Raw genomic sequence first — 20,787 nt, 5'->3', positions numbered from 1 at the left:
ATAAACTTTTTTAAGTAGAACTTCGTTAAATTTGCAGCATGGGTAAGAAACAAAAAGAACAGAACGGCCAACCGGCCAAGCAAGAATTTATATTTCAGAAAAAGAACTATACGTTCTTTTTTGTAGGCCTTGCCTTTATTGCGGTAGGTTTTATACTTATGAGCGGAGGTGGTAGTGATGACCCCAATGTTTTTAATGAGGACATTTACAGTTTTAGAAGAATACGTTTGGCCCCTACCCTTGTACTTATTGGTTTAGGTATTGAGATATATGCCATATTGTTGAATCCGCACAAGAAAAATTAATTTTGGACACGTTAGACGCCATCATTCTCGGTATCATTCAAGGATTGACCGAATTTTTACCCGTATCATCAAGTGGACATTTAGAGTTGGGGAAAGCCATTTTAGGCGACAACTCCGTACCCGAAGAAAGTCTTTTGTTTACCGTAGTACTCCATTTTGCAACTGCTCTAAGTACCATAGTTGTCTTTAGAAAGGACATCTGGGAAATCATTAGCGGCCTTTTGAGTTTTAAATGGAACGAAGAAGCCCAATTCTCCGTAAAAATTATTCTATCTATGTTGCCTGCAGTTTTTGTAGGCCTCTTTTTTGAAGAACAACTGGAAGCCTTCTTTGGTGGCAATGTTAGGTTCGTTGGCTTTATGCTATTGATTACCGCTGTACTCTTGTATTTTGCGGACAAAGCCAAGGACACGGATAAAAAAGTAAGTTTTGGCAACGCTGTGGTCGTAGGTATCTCACAGGCCATTGCCATGTTGCCCGGTATTTCTAGAAGTGGTGCTACCATTTCTACTTCCGTACTATTGGGTGTGGACAAGACCAAAGCGGCACGTTTTTCTTTCTTAATGGTGGTCCCCCTTATTTTTGGTAAAATTGCCAAAGACCTTATGAGCGGCGACCTAAATTTTGATGGAGGAAATAATGTGGCCATGGGCGCCGGTTTTATTGCCGCGTTCGTTGCGGGTCTTGCCGCCTGTACCTGGATGATCCAATTGGTAAAAAAGAGTAAACTTTCTTACTTTGCCATCTACTGCCTTATTGTGGGACTGATCGCTATTGGCTACGGCTATATGAGCTAGGCCAGTTTCATTGAACAGGGATTAATACGTTTTATATGGATTCTCGCACCCAAGAAGATTTTCTTGCCGGACAAATATTGCTAATAGACAAACCCCTTGGGTGGTCTTCTTTTCAGGCCGTAAACAAATTAAAATGGGTCATTCGCTCAAAATTCAAACTAAAGAAGTTTAAAATTGGGCATGCAGGAACTTTGGACCCCTTGGCCACCGGCCTATTGATTATCTGCTGCGGAAAATTCACAAAAAAAATACCCGAGCTTCAAGGGCAGGCCAAAGAATATACGGGCACCATTACTTTAGGGGCCACAACACCTTCTTACGATCTGGAAACCGAAGTTGACCAAACCTACCCTACCGAACATATTACCGAAGCACTTCTTAAAGAGACCCTTACCCAATTTATAGGTGATATTGAACAACGTCCTCCCGTTTTTTCGGCTTTAAAAAAAGATGGCAAACGCCTTTACGAGTATGCCAGGGAAGGGAAGGAAGTTGAAATAAAAACGAGAAGCGTAAACGTTTCAGCCTTTGAAATTACCGAAATGAAACTCCCAAATGTTAAATTTAGGATAGTTTGCAGCAAAGGCACTTATATTAGGTCTTTGGCACATGATTTGGGGCAAGCACTACAAAGCGGCGGGCATTTATCAGAGTTAAGAAGAACCAAAATAGGCGACTATAACGTAAATAAAGCCATTGCCCCCAACATATTTGCGGAAAATCTACTAGGAAAAACATCAGAATCATAAAAAGAACACCCTAGCCTTTCCGTTCAACGAATAATTAAAATATATTTTTAAAATTGTGGTTATACCACTATGACATTGAACCGTAAACATTTAGCGTTCCTTATTACCATCTTTTCCATGTCCATTATTGTGTTGGCACTGTACAACATACATTTGGGTCAGGATAAAGAGCAGGACGACTATGTGGTAGAAATGATGCTTGAGGAAGATATTGAAGAGCTTCTTGAAGAAAAAGAGGAGTTAGAGCAAGAAATTGAAAAAGCAGACCCGATAAAGAGCCATATGGCCTATAACGAAACTGCAAAACCAAGCTATGGCAATCCAGAACCTTTAAAAACACTTGAAGAGCTTTTGGAAGAAAAATTAGCTTCAGAAAACAGTGAAGACTCTAACGAGCAACTTACGGACTCAGAATATGCAGAGCGCGTAAAAGAGCTGAAAAAGAAACGCCAAGAGGCCAAACAAATGCTTGGCGAAAAAGAAGCCCAGAAAAAGGAATTTACCAACAACTTGGCCAAACGTCGTACATCTGTTTCCTATTCACTGGTAAACCGTAGCAACTATAGATTACCTCCCCCAATCTACACTTGTATTGAAGGAGGCAAAGTTGTAATTAACATTCAAGTTGATGCAATGGGTAATGTTGTAGATGCCGATTATAATGCAAAAAGCTCCGGCACATCTAACGGATGTTTAATAGACAACGCCATTGCTTATGCCCTTAAGGCTAAATTTAGCTCCGGGGAAAAATCGGTTCAGAAGGGAACGATCACCTATCTATTTCAAGGGAAGGCGCGCTAACAATTCTTTAAGCGTAGATTGCCCTTTATCCTTATTGTACCATTGTTGAATTTCCTCTTTGATCTCAGGCAATAGCTGTCCATGTTTTTCTTTATGATCCGCTACTAGTTTTGCCGCAGGAGCCGGTCTTGGTCCCCAATCTGCCAAAACCTCTTGATTCTCTGCATCCCAAAAAATTAATTTAGGAATAGACATTCCGCCGTTGGTTAGAAACTGGTTCATGAGGTCTACATTCTCATCCCGTAAAACCACTTTAAAATCTACGTGGTCATTAAGCTGGCCCACTTTGTTGATTACCGGTAAAGCGGGAGCAGCATCACCACACCAACTTTCCGTAAGGACTATCAACTGTATTTTTTTATCCAATTTGGCAATTGTAGCTTCGTCTTCCGCACTAATCTTTACGGTTTTATCAAAACGTTTCATACGGCGGTCATTAAGCATCGTGTAATTGGCCAATGCTTCCGTTTGTACCGGACCTGTTGAGCGTCCTTCTAAAGCCAGCTGATTTACCATAGCGCGGTAATCTTCATAAGAAACCGCTTGTGAAAGGGCTTTTTCTATTAGTTGGGAAACGTTTGTTTTGGTAGTAGGTGTTGCCATTTTATTCGTCTTTAATTTATAACAAAGTTAATAGGTTAAACATACAAGCTTGGTAACTTGGGTAACATTGGTAGGGCTTAATTGCAAAAACTTACAAAATGCCCTATACAGTGCATATCATATAGAAAAAGTCCGCTATGCAAAAGCATAACGGACTTTTAAGAAGTTTACTATTGCAGTTTATTTAACCTCCAAAAGTATAAATTGATTTAACTGCGGGCCAAAAGCACTAAAATTATTATCAGCTACCAAAACTAGGGAACGATTACCGTTTTCTAATTGAGGGCCAAAAGTGATACCCTCAATATTATCTACCACACCATCCGTTAATTGATTTCTGACCGTCTCAAAATCGAACACCAACTTCTTGGTCGCTTTTGTGTAATCTGCATCCTTAAGGCTATCCATATGGCTTACATCGGTAGCTTTGGAAGCATCTACGTCATAAATTTTTACATTGTTACCTCCATCAGCATAACCCGTAGAAAAAGAACGCTCCAAAACCAAAAACCGGTCCATATCATATTCTAAAATTTCAACCACTCCATTTACCGTAAAAGACGATTCATCAAACTTTCTGGCAATGGGATCTAGTTCATAAGCAAACTCTCTGCCGAATGCCCCGGATCTATTTATGTACGCCATCCTTACCGGTGAATCCGTATCCTCTAACACAGGTTCCGGACCGTCTTGTACAAGGGGCAATTCCATTGAAGCCCAGTATCCTTTCTTATCATAGGAAACGGAAAGACCTTCAATAACGCCATTGTGGCGTGGCCCACGATTCTCATCTCCGGACACTTTAAATTTTTCGGATAAAGCAATGCTAGACTTATAGGTACCTTCCAAACCGGCAACACGAACAAAAGGATCTACACCGCCTTTAACATTCCCCTCACTAGACCATAACACACTACCCCCAGGTGTAATCCGGATGGCTTCAGGATCAATTTCATCATCCGAAAAAGGCAAATTACTACCGTTCAACAATTCCGTTACGCCATTAATGGTTACCTCCTTAAACTGGTTTTCACCAAATGAAATATCAGCTGTGTAAAAACGGATAGGCGCCTTTGGATCATCACTGATTATATACCATTTACCATCTGCATAATCTATAGCAGATAGCCCACCTACAGTTGTATTGGCATACGTCGCTCCATCTGGCAAAACATATTCATCAAGAAATTCTATGCTCTCAATTTTATTGGTAGTAGAACCGCCATGACCTATAAAATCATCTATGTGTTCACAGGATATAATAGTGGTAAGAATAACCAATCCGAATATTTCTAAACTAAATTTTTTCATTTTTTATTTTTTATTAGTTCCGCAAGATGCCATATAGATTTTAGAAGCGGTTTAGCTGTAGATTACGATTAGATTAAGGTTGTATTATTTTAATTCAGAATACAACATCAGCAAAATACGTCTGTATATTATTAACTTTGAACTCAAATTCTCAACATGGAAAAACAAAGATGTGGTTGGTGCAAAGGAGATTCGCTTTATGAAGCTTATCATGATGAAGAATGGGGATCTCCCGTAAAAGAAGACGATACACTATTTGAATTTCTGGTCCTAGAGACCTTTCAAGCCGGATTAAGCTGGATTACCATTTTAAGGAAACGTGAGAATTTCAGAAAAGCATTTGACAATTTTGACTATAAGAAAATAGCTTTATACGATGAAAATAAAATTCAGGACTTGCTCCAGGATGCAGGCATCATTAGAAACAAATTAAAGGTTAGGGCAACAGTTTCCAATGCTTTAGCGTTTATAAACGTGCAAGAGGAGTTTGGGAGTTTTAGCAATTATATCTGGGAATTTGTAAATCACTCTCCCCTTAAAAGCAGCTACGAACATTACAAAGATGCTCCTGCGACAACAAAGATCTCAGATACTCTGAGCAAAGATTTAAAAAAAAGAGGTTTTAAGTTTGTAGGCAGTACCGTTGTATACGCTTTTATGCAAGCCGTAGGAATGGTAAACGACCATGTAGTTTCTTGCTTTAGATATGATGAAGTCTAAATTGTATAAAATTTAATTGTTATGAATTTTAAGTCCGTTTCTTTTCTAGTCCTCTTTTTCACTCTTTTTACTAGTATGGCCTTTGCACAAATAAAAGATGAGCGCGAACATCGTATTAGAAAATCTCAGTTTCCCGAAAATGCACACCTATTCATACATCAAAAGCTGATAAATGCCAAGCGCATTCGTTTTTACAAAGAGATAGATGGTGATAAAATAAGCTATGAGGCCAAATTTAAAAAAGACCGTTTAAAATACAGTATTGAATTTGATGCACAGGGCAAATTAGAAGATATTGAAATTACTATAACCCCAGTAGACATCCCTAACGAGGCTTATGCAAAGATTACTTCGTATTTGGAGAAAAACTTTAAAAAATATCGAATACAAAAAATTCAACAGCAGTATATTGCCGATGAAAACGATATTGACCAGACCTTAAAAAACGCCTTTCAAAATCTAATGTTACCTTCCATAAAATACGAATTGATCATTGATGGAAAGCGCGAAAAAAGCTTTGAAGAATTTGAAATACTTTTTAATGCCGAAGGCAAGTTTGAACTGATTAAAAAAGCGTTACCACCAAACTATGACCACGTACTCTACTAGAACGCTTTTTATTGCTTTTGGTCTACTTTTAAGCAGCTTAGGTTACTGTCAAGAAAACACTACGGGCTATTTTGAGCCCGATATTTCGCTCAACTATAAAATAACCCCAAATTACTCACATAACTTTAAGATTGCCCAACGGGCCTATATTTTCAAAGACGATTTTAAATATCAGGTAAGACAACTGGACCTCTCTCATTTTTCAACTATTAAAATTGGGTTTGAGCAGAGTATAGCCCTAGGCGTACAATATAGATTTAGGGATTCTTTTGATGCTCCGGGAGAAAACGAACTGAGAATAACCGAACAGTATAAGTTTTCACATGCTTATGATAATATAACCGTAGGGAGCCGTTTACGCGCCGAACAACGCATAAGCCCATCACAAACAGTTCATCGTTTTAGGTATCGCTTATCTATTGATGCTCCGTTAAAAGGAGAAGAATTGGATATTGGCGAGCCCTATGTTTCAGCGTCTACAGAATCCTTGCTAAGCGTAGCCAAAGGCAACAAACCTGTTTATGACCAAAGGATTACCTCTCATATAGGCTGGCTATTAAACCGGGAAACCAAATTAGAAGTGGGTGGAGAATATCGTGCGGAGCATTACACCCATGAAACACAACATATTTTCTTCTTATTGACCTCTCTTATTTTCAGCCTCTAAAATTTTAATGAATTCTTTACGCGGAATTTCTTCTGCTCCAAGGCTTTCTAAGTGATCGGTATGTATTTGGCAATCTATAAGTTTATAATTTTTACCTTCTAACTCTTGGGCCAGATTAATAAAGGCAAATTTTGAAGCATTGCTAACCTTACTGAACATACTTTCCCCACAAAAAACCGTACCCAAGTCTATTCCGTAAAGTCCGCCTACGAGCTCATCATTTTCCCATACTTCGTACGAAGTGGCAAACCCATTTTCATGCATTTTTAAATATGCATTCTTCATACTTTTGGTAATCCAAGTGCCGTCTTGATCGTGTCTTTTTATACTGGAACACGCCTCTATTACCTGCTTAAAACAAGTGTTTTTTGTTAGTATAAAATGGCCGTCCCGCAGTATTTTGCGCATGCTTTTGGAGACTTTTATTTTATGGGGAATTAAAACCATTCGTGGGTCCGGGCTCCACCATAGAACCAATGAATCATCATTGAACCAAGGAAAAATTCCACTTTTATAGGCCAGTAACAAACGTTCTACAGAAAGGTCTCCGCCAGCTGCTAAAAGACCGTCATAATTAGCATGTTCCACAGCGGGAAACGCCAACTCTTCAGACAAAAAAACTATAGAATTTCTGGATTCTTGGTCCTGCACTTTTGGGGTTATGAGATATACAAAAATACAAAAGCCCCATTAGACTTTATATCCTTGGGGCTTTTTAACATTACGATTAAAACGTTTGACTCCTAGAAAGGCAAATCGTCGTGATCTTCTTCGTTAAGGTTATCGGCAGGCTGAAAAGCTTCCGCTGGTGGAACAGGAGGCATTCCCGGTCCACTTTGCTGAGTCTGAACGCCTTCAATTCTCCACCCTTGTATAGAGTTAAAATATTTAACCTCACCTTGTGGGTTGGTCCACTCCCTACCTCTTAAATTGATGCTGATTTTTACATCTTGACCAACACTAAAGTTGTTTAACAAGTCCGTCTTGTCCTGTACGAACTCTACCATTATATGCTGTGGATATTGCTCCTCTGTAGTTACTACTATCTCGCGCTTTCTAAACCCATTGTTACCAAACGTTTGGGTTTCTCCTACCATCTTTACTTTTCCTTGAACTTCCATGATTATGAATTATATGTGAACTAATTTTTATAGCAATAAAAGTAGTTTTAATCGCATAATTCACCTAAAAAAACAAACAGAAGTTATTAAAGGTTATGAGCTATAGTTTATAAAAGAACTTTATGCCCAAAGCTGGGTTTGGACCAAACCTTTTACCTATATCTTCATAAAGAGAAGTATACCACTCCCTAAAGATATCCGCACTCTGCTGATTAACAATATTGGCATATGTACTTGTGCGCCAGCGCAGGCCAATACCCCCATAGAAATTAATACCCGCCTTTTTTCCCAGATTTAACAGTAAACCAAATTTTAGGTGGAAACCATACTTTTGTCGTGTAAAATCCGCTTGGTCATAGGTGTAGTTTTCTGAGCCTCCCGACTGGTAATCACCATTTAAAAAAGTATTGGACTGATTTATATAAAAAAACTCCGCCGCTAGATATTTTAAAGTTCTTAGTTTAGGATTAAGTATATAATAAAATTCTGGTCTTACTTCCCACAAGCGATAACTTTCGCCTAAATTTTCATTTAAAATAGCCATTCCTTTACCACCATAGCCCACGTCCAGACCCATTTTCCAATGCCCTTTTATATGTTGAATATACCCCAAACGCAATCTAGGAGCGTATGTGTCCAACAATGAGAAAGGGTTAGCGGTTATGTATGAATCCGACCCTATATGATGGGAGCCTCTATTTTCTTGGGAGAATATTCTTGAAGTGATGGCACAGCAAAGCAATAGGATAAGGAAAGAAGGTTTCATAATGGGCAAATTTATACGTGGCTATTATTTTGCCCTGAAACAGTTTCATCTGATAAAACCCTACTAACATACCGGTTTTCCAGTAGTTTTACTCTGCCAATAATGTCTTCCAAGCAGAAAGCACATCGTTTTTACGCAAAAACTCCTGAGCTTTTAATTCCAATGGTTTTCTTTCCCCACCACTGATAAGCGAACGTATTTCTACATGTGCGGACAAAAACTCTTGTACTGCATTCTGATCGGGAACTTCCTCTACATTACCCAACATGCCCAAATCGTTTCCGGTGAGCACACTACTTGTACTTATGTGTTCCGGTATATTGTCTATACCAATACCTAAAGTAGATAGGGGTTTAGGCACTTCAAAAAGTCCCAAATTGGCCCTACTGTACCAATTACCGCCCATACGGGCTACCTGATCTATTTTTCGTTGATCAATGGCACTGTTTTCATCCAAAACATCCGGGTCTATATGCACTTTAACTACCTCGGCAAAAATTAAATTTCCTGCTCCTCCCTCACGTCCCAAGGCTTCAACCTTGGTAACTTTACACTCAAACTGCACGGGCGATTCCGCCACTCTATACGGTTTTACAACATCGGAAGGCACCATGGTGAGGCCGGCCTTTTCAAATTCATTTACATCCTTTCCGTATTCCGTACTGGACAAGGACATTTGTTGTACCATATCATAATTAACAATGTTGACCACTACCTCCATAGTTAATAATACATTCTGCAGTGTATGCTTGGTGGTATTGTCCCGCACTCTTCTTGCCGGTGAAAAAATCAATACAGGCGGATTGGCACTAAAAACATTAAAAAAACTGAAAGGAGAAAGATTAGGATGCCCTTTTTCATCTACGGTACTCGCAAACGCTATTGGCCTAGGCCCTACAGCTCCTAAAAGGTAACCATGTAACTGTGCGGTAGAAACCGCCTCCGGAAGTACTGAAATCATCTCTTTTGCCATGGCATAAAGGTAAGAAAATTGCCTGCATTAAATGCAAGACCCCAGATAGCCTATACACCATTTTCTTCTTATTTACGTTATCTTTGATGAATTCCGTCTATACCAAAATTGAAGTACGCACGGAATCTAAAAGCTATTTATTCGGATGAATTTTAATCCTAAGAACAAATCTTCCAACCTTATTTTACTCATTGCATCCTTTGCTATTGTGAGTCTTATACTTTGGAATACGAATAGTTTCTTTAAAAAATTCAAAGAGGAAGAACGTCTTAAAATGGAAATTTGGGCCACGGCGCAATCAGAATTCCAACAATCTTCGGAAGATGCTGATCTAGGAAACCTTCATCTTAAAGTATTCCAGAACAACACCTCTACTCCAATGATTCTGGTAAACAAAGACGGGTCTGTCAAGACCAATAATATGGCCAAGGACAAGGTTGTAGATTCCGTTTACGTGCAGAATCAAATACTAAAGTTTCAGAATGAGAATATTCCCATTTCCATTGATCAACAGGGCGAACATTTGGCCACTTTATACTATGGCAACTCTGAGGTACTGAATAAATTAAAATACTACCCCATTGCCCTTTTGCTCATCATATTTCTATTTGCGGCAGTTATTTTCTTCTTTTTCAAAACTAACAAGGCTTCCGAACAAAATAAACTATGGGCAGGAATGGCCAAAGAAACGGCACACCAGATCGGTACGCCCCTTTCTTCTTTGTTAGGCTGGAACGAGCTTCTAAAGACGGAAAACATTAACCCGGAGATTACAAAAGAAATAGCAAAGGATATTTTTAGGCTGGAAACCATTACCGAAAGATTTTCCAAAATTGGTTCATTACCCAAGTTAGACCCACATGATATTGTTAAAGAAACCAGAGATGCGTATGAATATCTTAAATTGCGAAGCTCAAAACTTATTGAATTTTCTTTTAGCTCCAATGTAGACCACCTTCAGGTTATGCTGAATGTTTCATTGTTTAACTGGACTATTGAGAACCTGGTTAAAAACGGTATTGATGCAATGAAAGGCAAAGGAAGCATCCATATTGACATTACTCATGAAGGGAAACAGGTTCACATTAAGGTTTCGGATACCGGCCATGGGATTCCTAAAAGCGATTTCCAGGCTATTTTTAACCCTGGGGTTACCAGTAAAAAAAGAGGTTGGGGACTAGGCCTTTCCCTAGTCAAAAGAATAGTGGAAGAATACCATAAGGGGAAGATAAAAGTACTTTCGTCGAATAAACAGGGTACAGTTATGCAACTTACCCTAAAGACACTAAGTTAGAAGGCTAATCTATAAAAAGTGAAATTTTATATTTCTTATACGCAGTAAAATGGCAAAGGAAAAGTTAGTAATGATAAAAGAAGCGGACCTGACAAACAACTGTCCGGAATGTTTTAATCAAGATTTAAAGCTTTCATTTTACCAAAAACACAAAGCGGGGAAACTTTTTAATTCCATTACCAACGAGGTTACCTCTAAAATTGTCTGCAATAAATGTGGTACGGACATTTATCCGGTAAGTTGGACGGACGATATTGAGCGAAGTTTTAAATACTATGAAAAAATGGTCATCCCGGACCGCAGTACAATAACGTTTACCTCCTTGTTTTGGATACTTTCCCTACTATTGATAGCTGTAGTAGCTGCGGGAGTTTATTTCCTGATTCAATAATGCCTATTGAAGTGCGGCCCTAATTTTTTCGGCCGTATCCTTAAATTCCTCTTCTGACAGCGAAACCTTATGTTGAAACGTTGCATTTTGCATATTCGTAAGCGGAATAAGATGCACATGTACATGAGGTACTTCTAGACCAATAACGGTCATACCCACCCTCTTGCACTCAATGGAAGCCTCTATGGCCTTACCAACTTTTCTCGAAAACGCCATAAGGCCCATGTAGGAATCCTCATCAAGATCCATGATCTTGTCTACTTCTTTTTTAGGAATACACAACGTATGCCCTTTGGCATTGGGGTTGATATCCAAAAAAGCAAAATAATTATCGTCCTCGGCTATTTTATAACAAGGAATTTCGCCGTTTATAATCTTTGTAAAGATAGATGCCATTGTAGATAGTTTTAAGACCTTGTTATCTCTAAAATATCAAATTTTAATGTACCGTTAGGCACTGTAATTTCGGCTGTTTCACCTACTTTTTTCCCTAACAAGCCTTTGCCAATAGGAGAATTAACGGATATTTTACCCGATTTAAGGTCCGCTTCACTTTCGGCAACCAAAGTATATTTCATTTCCATACCGTTGGTCTGGTTTTTCAACTTTACCGTTGATAGCACCAAAACCTTAGAGGTATCTAGTTGTGATTCATCAATTAAGCGTGCATTGGACAAAGTCTCTTCCATCTTTGAAATCTTAAGCTCCAACAGACCCTGTGCTTCTTTTGCGGCATCGTACTCGGCATTCTCAGATAAATCTCCTTTATCCCTTGCCTCAGCAATCGCTTGAGAAGATTTAGGACGCTCAACATCTTTTAGATAGTTAAGCTCGTCCCTTAATTTTTGCAATCCTTCTTTTGTATAGTAAGATACGTTACTCATATGATACTCGTTTAAAACATCTTGTAAAATAAGAAAATCCTCTACATACACCGCTACATTAACGGTTATTTTAGAGAGGATTTAACGCAAATATACATAATTTTTGTTCAATTTTGTTCCATGCATTTTAATTGATAATTCTGCCATGAAGTATTTTTTAAGCTTTTTTATTATGATATTCTTACTCTCATGCAGTAATGATGGTGTAGTTCGCAATCCCTACCTGCAAGAAGTAGGCTTTAGGTTTGATATGAACCTGAACCTGCCCCTATATAGCAAGCTCACGAATATTGGCAGCATTGTTTTTGTTGAGAATGCGGGAGTTGGGTTAAAGGGAGTCTACGTAATTCAATCCGGTATTGATCAATACAGGGCTTTTGAGGCCTCATGCCCCAACCATGTACCTAACGACTGCTCGCAAACTGTACTAAACGGTATAGTTGCTACCTGTGGTTGCGAAGATTACGAATACAACCTGTATACCGGCCAGCTTACCAATGCCCCAAAGGATGACGAACGGCGCTATGATATGCTAGAGTATCGCGCTACAAGAAGTGGCAATATTGTATTGATTTCAAACTAAACGCGCTTATTCGTTCCTATAACGCTCCATAATATCTTTAAATAATTCCCCGGAGCTTGGAGGTGTATATGATATGGCGTTGGCACCAGCTTCTATGGCCAATTGAATGGTCTCATCTGTCTTTCCTCCGGTAGCTATAATAGCCACCTCTTCATCAATATCGCGTATGCGCTTAATAATATCGGCCGTTTTTCCTGCACCGGAAACATTAAAAATATCAATCCCCGCTTTTATTCTCCCTTTTATATCATCTTTCTCGGATACTATGGTAATGGTTACCGGTATATCTATTCTATCCTTTAACTGTCTGATAAGATCATTAGGTGCCGGTTTATTCAAGACCACACCCAAAGCACCTTGAAAATCTGCATGCACCGCCAACTCTACAGAACGGTTACCGGTTGTAATACCTCCGCCCACTCCGCAAAAAATAGGTTTGTCCGCCGCCAAAATCAACGCGTTGGAAATGGTAGGTTGTGGTGTAAAAGGATATACGGCAATAATGGCATTGGCATTTGTATTTCTAATAATGGCCACATCCGTACTAAACAGAAAGGACTTCAACAACTGCCCAAAAACCCGTATTCCCGAGCACTCATCTATAATTTCGGGAACCGACACAATGTTCTTACGCAGCTTGCTACCAAAAGCAGGTATTTTTTTCATATAGTTGGAATAAATTCTTTGTGAAATTTTAAAAGCGATGGACCTAGCCCGTTACAGCTTACCCAAAATACTATCCATTACCCAACTGGTATGCAAAGCTGTTTCTCCGGTTGAAGGATGCCGTTTTCCACCAGACAGGTCTTTTTTCAAGTTTTCTACGTGAAATTGCTGCACATGCTCCGGGTGCGCTATGAACAATTGTGTTTTTCCTTTTGTATTGGCAAGGACCACATCGGCCTCTTCAAAAACAGAAAAACTGATTTTACCTTCACTCCCGTTAATTTCCACTAAGTCCTCCCTTTGGTGAGTGCCAAAATTCCAAGTACCGGAACCTGTAATTCCGTTTTCATGAATCCAATGACCTGTTACTGCATCTTTGGCCGAGTACAGCCCCTGTTGGTTCAAGGCAGTGCCCGAGACGTTTTTAAAATCTCCCAACAGATAAGTAAAAAGGTCTAGACCGTGACTGGCCAAATCATCAAAATAACCTGCCGGGGCTACTTTGGCATCCGTACGCCAATTGTATGCACCACTTAAGTCCATAGCATTGGGAGGCTTTCCCAAAAACCAACGAATATGTCTCACTTGTCCTATTTCATTAGCATCCAACCATTCTTTCACCTTTAAAAAACGAGGCAATGACCGGCGATAATACGCTACGAACAACGGTAAATTCTTCTCTGTGAACGCCTGCTGAATCTCAAGACTATCCGCATAGCTCGGAGCCATGGGCTTTTCTATACAACAAGGCTTTCCCGCAGCAGCAACTTTTAATGCATACAGTTTATGGCTATCAGGAGGAGTGGCAATATAGACGGCATCCACTTCGGTATCATTTATCAATGCCTCTGCATCTGAATAATATTTGGATATACCGTGCCTTTGAGCATAATCCGCTGCTTTTTCCGCATTACGGCGCATGACGGCAACAACCTCAAAACCTTCTGTTTTTTGATAGGCAGGTCCGCTTTTTACCTCGGTTACATTTCCACAACCTAAAATACCCCAGCGAACTTTTGTTCTTTCTTCCATATAGTCCATACTTTGAATCTGTAGTAAAAATAACAGATTTAAGAACAGCTTGTAAAGCGTAGAGAAACTAATTCAACAAGTTATTGACGCAATCCGTTTAGGGAAAAAATTACTATCGCACTTAAAACCTAACCGTTGCTCCCAATAAGAAATTAGTACCCGCCTGAGGGTAATATCCTGCTCCTTCAAAAGTCTGAACCGAACCTGAGGAATTATCATCATACGTATAGAAATATCCGTTGGAGACTATATCCTCATCAAAAATGTTATTTACCAGTGCAGATAAAGTGATACGCTTTATTACCGACTTAAAATTAAGCACATACTGCACGTTAAAATCTGTTTGCGAATAGGCTTCCAAAATAGAATTTTCTGAATCTATATTACCCATATACTGCTCGCCTACGTATTTGGACAGTGCCGAAATCTGAAGATTTTTTACCGGAGAATACGCAAAACGGTTGCCTATGACCACATTTGGAGAATACGCAATATTGGTATTCCCAAGGTCGCGCAGCACCCCGTCTCGTTCAAAAAAGAAATCTAAATTCTTATTTGAACTGATGGCAATATTGGGTTGAATTTGCCATTTTTCACCTAAAAATACATTGGCATCCAACTCAAGACCTGCACGGTAGCTATCTCCCACATTGGCACGCAAGGGCGCTCCCACATCGTTTAACTGCCCTGTTAGCACCAGTTGGTCCTTGTACCTCATATAATAGGCATTGGCATTCAATTGAAATGATGTGGACACATAGCGCCACCCCAACTCAAAATCGTTTAGTTTTTCAGGTTTTGGGCTTCCGCTTTCGTAATCGTTTCTATTGGGCTCACGATTGGCCACCGCATAACTGAAATAAAAATTGTTGTTTCGGTTTAGATCAAACACCACTCCGGCTTTAGGGTTGAAAAAGTGAAACGTATCATCTACCAGACCTGTTTCCTCGCCATTAGCCGTATACCCCACCCTTCTATATTGCAAATCTGCAAAAAGACTCCACTTATCGTTTAGCCCATAATTGGCTTTTGTGTAAAAATTGAAATCGGATTTATTGGAATCGTCCTCATAATACCTATCACGGATTTGACTATCCGTAGCGTAACGTGCCCAAATTACTTCCCCAAAGTGATCCCCTTGGTAGGAATTCCACCCTCCGCCTAAAATAACATCTAAACGATTTTTGGTATAATTAGCAGAGAATACAGCCCCATAGAACTTGTTATCCAACCAACGGCGGCGTATTAAATCTGTTGTATTTACAGAATCCCCATTCACTACAATAGGCTCAAAACCGTAAGTGGCAAACTTATCTTCTTGTTTATACTGTTCAAAAAAACCACTCCCTTTTGTAAAGTGAAACGCCACATTGGTACTCCATGTATCCGATAGTTGCTGATTCCAAAGAAACTGCGCATGGTTTTGTTTATAGTCGTCCACCTCATTGTCATAAAACTGCTCATCTCCATTTTCATCTGTATAAGCACCTGCGGAATTATAGGTTCTGTTATCCTTTAATGTCTGTGCATCTATCCCGTTCCAAGATTGGTAAGTAACCTCATGCCCTCCAAATAGCAATGCTTTTAACTGCGTTTTTTCATCCGTATAGGCGGCCTGCAAAAAATAGGAATCCAAATCTGACGAAGCCCTATCCACATACCCATCCGAACTTATTCTTGAAAGTCGCCCTGAAATTTCAACATGGTCGTTTAGCAATCCCGTACTGAATTTTATATTGTTCCGCAACGTTTTAAAACTGCCTATAGAAGATGAAATTTGAGCATACGCTTCATCCGCAACCGCATCAGTCAACAAATTAAGACTAGCACCAAAAGCACCTGAACCATTGGTAGAGGTACCCACACCACGTTGCAACTGCAAACTCTCCGTAGACGAAGCAAAATCCGGCATGTTTACCCAAAACGTACCGTGAGATTCAGCATCATTGTAGGGTATACCGTTAATAGTTACGTTTACACGTGTATTGTCACTACCACGTACCCGAATACCTGTGTACCCAACACCTGCACCGGCATCTGAGGTAGTTACCACACCCGGCAAAAAGTTCATGAGAATAGGAATATCCTGACCCAAGTTACGGGAGGCGTACGCTTCCTTTTTTAGATTGGAGAAAGTAACAGGAGTGGCCTTGTTGACCCTTATGGCAGAAACAAATACTTCATCTAGGTTTATTTCCTTGCCCGTTACAGAGTCAATTTCTTTTTCTTGAGCAAAAGCTGGGCCTATTATTCCTATAAAGACCGCTAGTATTACAATGTATTTCATTCGTATAAATTAGCTACGAATAAAAGGGGCGTTATTCTGATTTTAGATTGATTTCCATCCGGTAGTGGACATACATAATTCCAAGAAGTGATAGAATCACTATCCCTTGGCAGCATTACCCGCCCAGGTTCATTGGGTATAATCTCAGCTCATCCTGAAACAAACAAAACACGGTTGGTTTTATCTGATACAACAAGAGTTTGCACCCCTTTGAGATGGCGCAAAGATAGGTACGGACTTCCATATTTCATAACTAATTCAAGCAAAAGACCTACCAGGACCGCTTCCTAACCAATTGGATCAAACAATTAACGGTTATTTGTAAACCCTAAACGCATTATATACGTATTTTTAAAACACCTTTAGTACACATGATCCCCTATGGCGAACACCTCTAGAAAATCCAAGAACAAGTTTACCTTGAAAATTATTGCCAGCTACCTTATTTTGGCATTATTGGCAGCGGGTGTAGGGTATTTTGTGTACACCGAAATACAAACCTACATTTCTACCGAAACTGCCGAGGTAAACGATGAAAAATTATTACGTACAAGTTCTTTAATGACCAATCTTTACGAAGCGGAAAGTCTGTCTAAACTGGCGCTGCAGAGCAATGAAAAATTAAATTTTGATGCCTACGCCCTTAAAATTGACTCCATACAGGTAGAGATTGACACGCTAAAGAAGTTGATGCTGGGCGAAGAACAAAAAGGACTTTTGGACAGCCTGCAGGTTCTATTGAACCAAAAGGTGAACAACAATAACGAACTACGTAGTTTAAAAATCAAAAGCAATTCCGCCAACTCTTTGGACAAAGCACTTAAGGAATTTGAAAAAATAGAAGAATCGTTCGGTAAATTCTCTGCCGAGAATCTATTTACAAATTTTGAACAACTCTCCCCCAAAGTACAGCAGTCACTACGCGAATATGCCGATTTGATTAACAGAAACGCACCAAATTCCGGAGACAACACAAAGAATGCCGCCTATGTAGACTCTATTTTGAACGTTTCAAAAGCCATGTTGCGCAGAGCAAAATTTGTGGATACACGATCACAACGCTCTTTGGCCCAAAAAGAAATTGAGGCTAACCGCAACGACCTTGAACTGTCTAGACAGCTCCAAAATATCATTGCCGCATTTGAAAAAGAAATAATCACGAGCAGTTACAATACCAGTATCGTAAAACGGGAAACCTTAAAAAGAACCACGCGTATTGCCGGTATGGCCGCATTACTAGGTTTTCTCATTGTTGGCATATTCTCCTTCCTCATTACCAGGGATTATTGGAAAGTACAGACCTACCGGGTACGATTGGAAAAAGAGAAGAAATTTTCGGAATCCCTTTTAAAAAGTCGGGAACAGTTAATTTCTACCGTTAGCCATGACCTACGAACACCCCTAAATACCATTAGCGGTTATAGCGAATTGCTTGAAAGCACAGAACTATCTCGCAAGCAGAGCGGATACATTAAAAACGTAAAATCGGCATCTGAGTATGTGGGGAATTTGGTAAATGATTTATTGGATTTTTCTAAATTAGAGGCCGGTAAGCTCAAAATTGAGAAAGTACCCTTTATACCTGCGCACCTTATTCAGGAAACCGCAGAAAACCTACAGGCAATTCACGCCAACAAAGGTTTAAAATTAGTGTTGGAAATAGCTCCTCAATTACAGCAAACCGTATTGGGAGACCCCTTTAGGATCAGACAAATCCTCACCAATCTCATGGGTAATGCCTTTAAGTTTACAGAAGAAGGACAAATTAAAATTACCGCTACCGCGGAAAAAGGAAAGGACAAAGCCATTTTTGCACGTATTCAGGTAAGTGATACCGGTATTGGTATCGCCAAAGAAAAACAACATCTTATATTTAAAGAATTTACGCAAGCGGATAGTAATACCGACAAGAAATTTGGTGGTCACGGATTGGGACTTACCATATCCAAAAAATTGGCAGAACTTCTCAAAGGAAAATTAACCCTTGAAAGTAAACTGGGCTTGGGAAGCACATTTACCTTGTTGCTTCCTCTGGAAATAACGGATGCAGTAGAGAAACCCACCCAAGAAATGCCCTATTTGGCACCAAAACTGCGCATGCTTATTATTGATGACGATACGGCCCTGTTACATATGTTAAGGGAACTGGCCGAAAGTATGGGAATTACAGCGCATACCTTTACCAATTTTCTATCTATAGAAAAAGACTCGCATCTTGCGTATGATTTAGTATTGACCGATATTCAAATGCCACAGGTAACCGGTTTTGAAGTCTTAAAAAAGCTGCAATCCGGGGTATATAAACACTACACGAACCAACCTATAGTTGCGATGACCGGCAGAAGGGATTTAGGGCCCGAAGCGTATATAGGAGTCGGTTTTTCTCAAGTCTTGCAAAAACCCTTTTCCAAAGGCGAACTCATAGCTACGCTGAAATTACTGGGCATAACTACCCAAAAACAAGAAGAGAGCGAAGAAAAAACAGAAGTCTCCGATCAAGGTCCTAAGCTGTACAATCTTGATATTATCCATTCGTTCTTAGGAAAAAACGAAGATGCCATCCAAGACGTATTAGGAACATTTTTGAGCGATACCAAAACCAACATGCAGCTTCTTGAAGAAACGGTAACCGCAAATGATTACCCACAAGTAAACCATTTGGCACACCGCATGCTACCCATGTTCAGGCAATTAAAAGTAGAAAACTGTGTAACACTTTTGGAAAAAATGGAGCTCTGTACGCCCCAAGACCTTGACCCGGATATGCTCTCTAGCTCATTTACGGTTCTAAAACACGATGTTAGAAAACTGGTGACGGAATTGGAAGAACGCCTGGCTACAAATCCAGATTATAATGGTTAATTTTATTGTAGAGCGTCTTTCTGGTCACCTGTAGTAATTTGGCTGCTTTTGATTTGTTGAAATTAGTTTTCTTTAAAGCTTTGATGATTCGGTCTTTTTCAAATTCCGATTTTGAAAAATTCTCTACGGGAGTTTCCTTTTCTTGCGGCTGAAGTACTTCTTTGGGCAAGGCATCCAATTGCACCTCATCACCTGTGGTTAACAGTACCGCTCTTTTTACAACGTTCTGCAATTCCCTTAAGTTACCCGGCCAATGGTATTCCTGAAAGGCCTCCCAAACTTCTCCGGAAAAACCATCTACATTTTTATCTAAACTAGCATTGGCCTTGTTCAAGAAGTTTTCCGCAAAAAGCACTAAATCGTCGGAACGTTCTTGTAGCGAAGGTATTTGAATAGAAAATTCGTTCAATCTGTGAAAAAGGTCCTCTCTAAAAGTTCCTTTTTCCACGGCTTCCGTTAAATCTTCATTGGTTGCCGTAATAATTCGTAAATCAACATTTATTTCTTTGGTACTCCCTACACGTTTTATCTTTCGTTCCTGAAGGGCCCGAAGCAATTGTATCTGGTTTTCATAAGATAGGTTTCCTACCTCATCCAAAAACAAGGTTCCCTTATTGGCCGCCTCAAAATTTCCGATTTTGTCCTCTACCGCGCCGGTAAAACTTCCTTTTATATGTCCAAAAAACTCACTTGTAGCCAATTCTTTGGGTATAGCCCCACAATCTACAGCAATGAAATTAAAATCTTTTCTCTTACTGTTATCGTGAATTGCCTTAGCGGTTACTTCTTTTCCGGTACCGCTTTCACCAGTAATCAATACGGACATATCTGTAGGTGCCACTAGCTTTATGTAATCATCCAGCTTTTTAGAGGCATCACTAATGCCTTTAACAATAGTACTCTTGCCACTATTTTGATTTGGCTGTTTCTCAACTTTAGGCTCGGCACTATTTTTTCCCTCATTGGTTTTTGGAGCCGTTTTTACCACTGTAGCGGATTCTACCTTTAAGGCATTATCCAAAATCATCACAATCTCCTCTGGAGTAAAAGGCTTTGAAATATAGTCGAACGCTCCCTTTTTCATGGCGTTTACGGCAGTACCTACTTCGGCATAACCCGTCATAACAATAACTTGGGTCTGCGGACTTACCTGTTTGATATCCGTTAGAAGTTGAATACCGTCATAATCGGGCAAACGTAAATCGGTCAGAATCAAATCAAAATTGGTTTTACCGAATTTATCTTTGGCATCTGGGGCAGTAAAACTGGTCTCTACTTCGTAACCGTGTCTGGTCAAAAACTTTTGAAGCATTTGACAAAATGCGGCATCATCTTCAATGATTAAAAGGTTTGGCATAAAAGCAAT

General features: G+C 39.6%; 23 protein-coding genes. 11 read left to right on the top strand and 12 right to left on the bottom strand.

Annotated features, from left to right (window positions below; all coding sequences use genetic code 11):
- Positions 1-38: 38 nt before the first annotated feature.
- The 4 genes from Q4597_RS04400 to Q4597_RS04385 all read left to right on the top strand — a co-directional run bounded on the left by Q4597_RS04400 (position 39) and on the right by Q4597_RS04385 (position 2,652).
- Positions 39-305, top strand: coding sequence for a DUF3098 domain-containing protein (locus Q4597_RS04400; protein ID WP_303404867.1), 267 nt, complete (start codon positions 39-41; stop codon positions 303-305).
- A gap of 2 nt (positions 306-307) precedes the next feature.
- Positions 308-1,102, top strand: a complete 795-nt coding sequence (locus tag Q4597_RS04395) for an undecaprenyl-diphosphate phosphatase (protein ID WP_303404866.1) — start codon at positions 308-310, stop codon at positions 1,100-1,102.
- Between the two features lie 35 nt (positions 1,103-1,137).
- Positions 1,138-1,851 carry a tRNA pseudouridine(55) synthase TruB gene (gene truB, locus Q4597_RS04390; RefSeq protein ID WP_215438702.1) on the top strand — a complete coding sequence of 238 codons (714 nt, stop codon included), beginning with the start codon at positions 1,138-1,140 and terminating at the stop codon, positions 1,849-1,851.
- Between the two features lie 117 nt (positions 1,852-1,968).
- Positions 1,969-2,652, top strand: coding sequence for a hypothetical protein (locus Q4597_RS04385; RefSeq protein ID WP_368506673.1), 684 nt, complete (start codon positions 1,969-1,971; stop codon positions 2,650-2,652).
- Here the strand turns inward: Q4597_RS04385 and Q4597_RS04380 are convergent.
- On the bottom strand, positions 2,629-3,255 hold the full coding sequence (locus Q4597_RS04380) for a thioredoxin family protein (protein WP_303404864.1): 627 nt from the start codon (positions 3,253-3,255) through the stop codon (positions 2,629-2,631). The two genes, Q4597_RS04385 and Q4597_RS04380, sit on opposite strands and share 24 nt — an antisense overlap.
- Positions 3,256-3,435: 180 nt before the next feature.
- Positions 3,436-4,566 carry an esterase-like activity of phytase family protein gene (locus Q4597_RS04375; protein ID WP_303404863.1) on the bottom strand — a complete coding sequence of 377 codons (1,131 nt, stop codon included), beginning with the start codon at positions 4,564-4,566 and terminating at the stop codon, positions 3,436-3,438.
- A gap of 156 nt (positions 4,567-4,722) precedes the next feature.
- Between Q4597_RS04375 and Q4597_RS04370 the strand changes: the two genes are divergently transcribed.
- The 3 genes from Q4597_RS04370 to Q4597_RS04360 are packed head-to-tail and all read left to right on the top strand — an operon-like array spanning position 4,723 to position 6,562.
- Positions 4,723-5,286 (top strand): DNA-3-methyladenine glycosylase I, encoded by a 564-nt coding sequence (locus tag Q4597_RS04370; protein WP_303404862.1) that lies wholly within the window; start codon positions 4,723-4,725, stop codon positions 5,284-5,286.
- A gap of 21 nt (positions 5,287-5,307) precedes the next feature.
- Positions 5,308-5,895, top strand: coding sequence for a hypothetical protein (locus tag Q4597_RS04365; protein ID WP_303404861.1), 588 nt, complete (start codon positions 5,308-5,310; stop codon positions 5,893-5,895).
- Positions 5,876-6,562, top strand: a complete 687-nt coding sequence (locus tag Q4597_RS04360) for a DUF2490 domain-containing protein (protein WP_303404860.1) — start codon at positions 5,876-5,878, stop codon at positions 6,560-6,562. The genes Q4597_RS04365 and Q4597_RS04360 overlap by 20 nt, the downstream gene beginning before the upstream one ends.
- Here the strand turns inward: Q4597_RS04360 and aat are convergent.
- The 4 genes from aat to Q4597_RS04340 all read right to left on the bottom strand — a co-directional run bounded on the left by aat (position 6,533) and on the right by Q4597_RS04340 (position 9,422).
- Positions 6,533-7,213, bottom strand: coding sequence for a leucyl/phenylalanyl-tRNA--protein transferase (aat, locus tag Q4597_RS04355; RefSeq protein ID WP_408065829.1), 681 nt, complete (start codon positions 7,211-7,213; stop codon positions 6,533-6,535). The two genes, Q4597_RS04360 and aat, sit on opposite strands and share 30 nt — an antisense overlap.
- A gap of 92 nt (positions 7,214-7,305) precedes the next feature.
- A complete protein-coding gene (locus tag Q4597_RS04350) occupies positions 7,306-7,683 on the bottom strand; it encodes a DUF3127 domain-containing protein (protein ID WP_303404859.1) in 378 nt (125 codons plus the stop codon).
- A 100-nt stretch (positions 7,684-7,783) separates the two neighbouring features.
- Positions 7,784-8,449, bottom strand: coding sequence for a hypothetical protein (locus tag Q4597_RS04345; protein WP_303404858.1), 666 nt, complete (start codon positions 8,447-8,449; stop codon positions 7,784-7,786).
- Positions 8,450-8,537: 88 nt separating this feature from the next.
- Positions 8,538-9,422: a flavin reductase family protein gene (locus Q4597_RS04340; protein WP_394370250.1), complete on the bottom strand. Its 885-nt coding sequence runs from the start codon at positions 9,420-9,422 to the stop codon at positions 8,538-8,540.
- Positions 9,423-9,567: 145 nt separating this feature from the next.
- On the opposite strand from Q4597_RS04340, the gene Q4597_RS04335 reads away from it, so the two are divergent.
- Both Q4597_RS04335 and Q4597_RS04330 read left to right on the top strand, forming a co-directional pair.
- Complete coding sequence (locus tag Q4597_RS04335) at positions 9,568-10,716, top strand: PAS domain-containing sensor histidine kinase (RefSeq protein WP_303404857.1); 1,149 nt, start codon at positions 9,568-9,570, stop codon at positions 10,714-10,716.
- Between the two features lie 49 nt (positions 10,717-10,765).
- A complete protein-coding gene (locus Q4597_RS04330; RefSeq protein WP_303404856.1) occupies positions 10,766-11,107 on the top strand; it encodes a hypothetical protein in 342 nt (113 codons plus the stop codon).
- A gap of 3 nt (positions 11,108-11,110) precedes the next feature.
- On the opposite strand, the gene Q4597_RS04325 is transcribed toward Q4597_RS04330, so the two are convergent.
- Both Q4597_RS04325 and greA read right to left on the bottom strand, forming a co-directional pair.
- Positions 11,111-11,503 (bottom strand): HIT family protein, encoded by a 393-nt coding sequence (locus tag Q4597_RS04325; protein ID WP_215913129.1) that lies wholly within the window; start codon positions 11,501-11,503, stop codon positions 11,111-11,113.
- Positions 11,504-11,514: 11 nt separating this feature from the next.
- Positions 11,515-11,991, bottom strand: coding sequence for a transcription elongation factor GreA (gene greA, locus Q4597_RS04320; RefSeq protein ID WP_215438717.1), 477 nt, complete (start codon positions 11,989-11,991; stop codon positions 11,515-11,517).
- A 172-nt stretch (positions 11,992-12,163) separates the two neighbouring features.
- On the opposite strand from greA, the gene Q4597_RS04315 reads away from it, so the two are divergent.
- The gene (locus Q4597_RS04315) at positions 12,164-12,574 is read left to right on the top strand and encodes a hypothetical protein (protein ID WP_215438718.1); all 411 of its coding nucleotides are present in this window, start codon (positions 12,164-12,166) and stop codon (positions 12,572-12,574) included.
- Positions 12,575-12,580: 6 nt separating this feature from the next.
- On the opposite strand, the gene Q4597_RS04310 is transcribed toward Q4597_RS04315, so the two are convergent.
- From Q4597_RS04310 to Q4597_RS04300, 3 genes are all read right to left on the bottom strand, one after another.
- Positions 12,581-13,240 carry a hydrolase gene (locus Q4597_RS04310; RefSeq protein ID WP_215913130.1) on the bottom strand — a complete coding sequence of 220 codons (660 nt, stop codon included), beginning with the start codon at positions 13,238-13,240 and terminating at the stop codon, positions 12,581-12,583.
- A 51-nt stretch (positions 13,241-13,291) separates the two neighbouring features.
- Positions 13,292-14,272, bottom strand: coding sequence for a Gfo/Idh/MocA family protein (locus tag Q4597_RS04305; protein WP_303404855.1), 981 nt, complete (start codon positions 14,270-14,272; stop codon positions 13,292-13,294).
- A gap of 121 nt (positions 14,273-14,393) precedes the next feature.
- The gene (locus Q4597_RS04300) at positions 14,394-16,559 is read right to left on the bottom strand and encodes a TonB-dependent receptor (protein ID WP_303404854.1); all 2,166 of its coding nucleotides are present in this window, start codon (positions 16,557-16,559) and stop codon (positions 14,394-14,396) included.
- 381 nt (positions 16,560-16,940) lie between these two features.
- Here Q4597_RS04300 and Q4597_RS04295 point away from each other — a divergent pair, with 381 nt between their 5' ends.
- Positions 16,941-19,421 carry an ATP-binding protein gene (locus Q4597_RS04295; RefSeq protein ID WP_303404853.1) on the top strand — a complete coding sequence of 827 codons (2,481 nt, stop codon included), beginning with the start codon at positions 16,941-16,943 and terminating at the stop codon, positions 19,419-19,421.
- Here the strand turns inward: Q4597_RS04295 and Q4597_RS04290 are convergent.
- Positions 19,396-20,778 (bottom strand): sigma-54 dependent transcriptional regulator, encoded by a 1,383-nt coding sequence (locus Q4597_RS04290; protein ID WP_303404852.1) that lies wholly within the window; start codon positions 20,776-20,778, stop codon positions 19,396-19,398. The genes Q4597_RS04295 and Q4597_RS04290 overlap by 26 nt on opposite strands.
- Positions 20,779-20,787 lie beyond the last annotated feature (9 nt).

It is taken from the genome of Zobellia sp. 1_MG-2023 (assembly GCF_030549125.1).
Classification (GTDB): Bacteria; Bacteroidota; Bacteroidia; order Flavobacteriales; family Flavobacteriaceae; genus Zobellia; species Zobellia russellii.
This window is presented reverse-complemented; position numbering and strand designations above follow the sequence as displayed.

What these genes read in the sequence shown, in the direction of transcription:
- Q4597_RS04340 (WP_394370250.1), bottom strand. Translation starts at nt 9,422, where the DNA reads ATGGCAAAAGAGATGATTTCAGTACTTCCGGAGGCGGTTTCTACCGCA.
- Q4597_RS04305 (WP_303404855.1), bottom strand. Translation starts at nt 14,272, where the DNA reads ATGGAAGAAAGAACAAAAGTTCGCTGGGGTATTTTAGGTTGTGGAAAT.
- Q4597_RS04360 (WP_303404860.1), top strand. Translation starts at nt 5,876, where the DNA reads ATGACCACGTACTCTACTAGAACGCTTTTTATTGCTTTTGGTCTACTT.
- greA (WP_215438717.1), bottom strand. Translation starts at nt 11,991, where the DNA reads ATGAGTAACGTATCTTACTATACAAAAGAAGGATTGCAAAAATTAAGG.
- Q4597_RS04325 (WP_215913129.1), bottom strand. Translation starts at nt 11,503, where the DNA reads ATGGCATCTATCTTTACAAAGATTATAAACGGCGAAATTCCTTGTTAT.
- Q4597_RS04295 (WP_303404853.1), top strand. Translation starts at nt 16,941, where the DNA reads ATGGCGAACACCTCTAGAAAATCCAAGAACAAGTTTACCTTGAAAATT.
- truB (WP_215438702.1), top strand. Translation starts at nt 1,138, where the DNA reads ATGGATTCTCGCACCCAAGAAGATTTTCTTGCCGGACAAATATTGCTA.
- Q4597_RS04290 (WP_303404852.1), bottom strand. Translation starts at nt 20,778, where the DNA reads ATGCCAAACCTTTTAATCATTGAAGATGATGCCGCATTTTGTCAAATG.
- Q4597_RS04385 (WP_368506673.1), top strand. Translation starts at nt 1,969, where the DNA reads ATGTCCATTATTGTGTTGGCACTGTACAACATACATTTGGGTCAGGAT.
- Q4597_RS04370 (WP_303404862.1), top strand. Translation starts at nt 4,723, where the DNA reads ATGGAAAAACAAAGATGTGGTTGGTGCAAAGGAGATTCGCTTTATGAA.
- Q4597_RS04400 (WP_303404867.1), top strand. Translation starts at nt 39, where the DNA reads ATGGGTAAGAAACAAAAAGAACAGAACGGCCAACCGGCCAAGCAAGAA.
- Q4597_RS04330 (WP_303404856.1), top strand. Translation starts at nt 10,766, where the DNA reads ATGGCAAAGGAAAAGTTAGTAATGATAAAAGAAGCGGACCTGACAAAC.
- Q4597_RS04350 (WP_303404859.1), bottom strand. Translation starts at nt 7,683, where the DNA reads ATGGAAGTTCAAGGAAAAGTAAAGATGGTAGGAGAAACCCAAACGTTT.
- Q4597_RS04300 (WP_303404854.1), bottom strand. Translation starts at nt 16,559, where the DNA reads ATGAAATACATTGTAATACTAGCGGTCTTTATAGGAATAATAGGCCCA.
- Q4597_RS04365 (WP_303404861.1), top strand. Translation starts at nt 5,308, where the DNA reads ATGAATTTTAAGTCCGTTTCTTTTCTAGTCCTCTTTTTCACTCTTTTT.
- Q4597_RS04335 (WP_303404857.1), top strand. Translation starts at nt 9,568, where the DNA reads ATGAATTTTAATCCTAAGAACAAATCTTCCAACCTTATTTTACTCATT.
- Q4597_RS04310 (WP_215913130.1), bottom strand. Translation starts at nt 13,240, where the DNA reads ATGAAAAAAATACCTGCTTTTGGTAGCAAGCTGCGTAAGAACATTGTG.
- Q4597_RS04315 (WP_215438718.1), top strand. Translation starts at nt 12,164, where the DNA reads ATGATATTCTTACTCTCATGCAGTAATGATGGTGTAGTTCGCAATCCC.
- Q4597_RS04380 (WP_303404864.1), bottom strand. Translation starts at nt 3,255, where the DNA reads ATGGCAACACCTACTACCAAAACAAACGTTTCCCAACTAATAGAAAAA.
- Q4597_RS04345 (WP_303404858.1), bottom strand. Translation starts at nt 8,449, where the DNA reads ATGAAACCTTCTTTCCTTATCCTATTGCTTTGCTGTGCCATCACTTCA.
- Q4597_RS04375 (WP_303404863.1), bottom strand. Translation starts at nt 4,566, where the DNA reads ATGAAAAAATTTAGTTTAGAAATATTCGGATTGGTTATTCTTACCACT.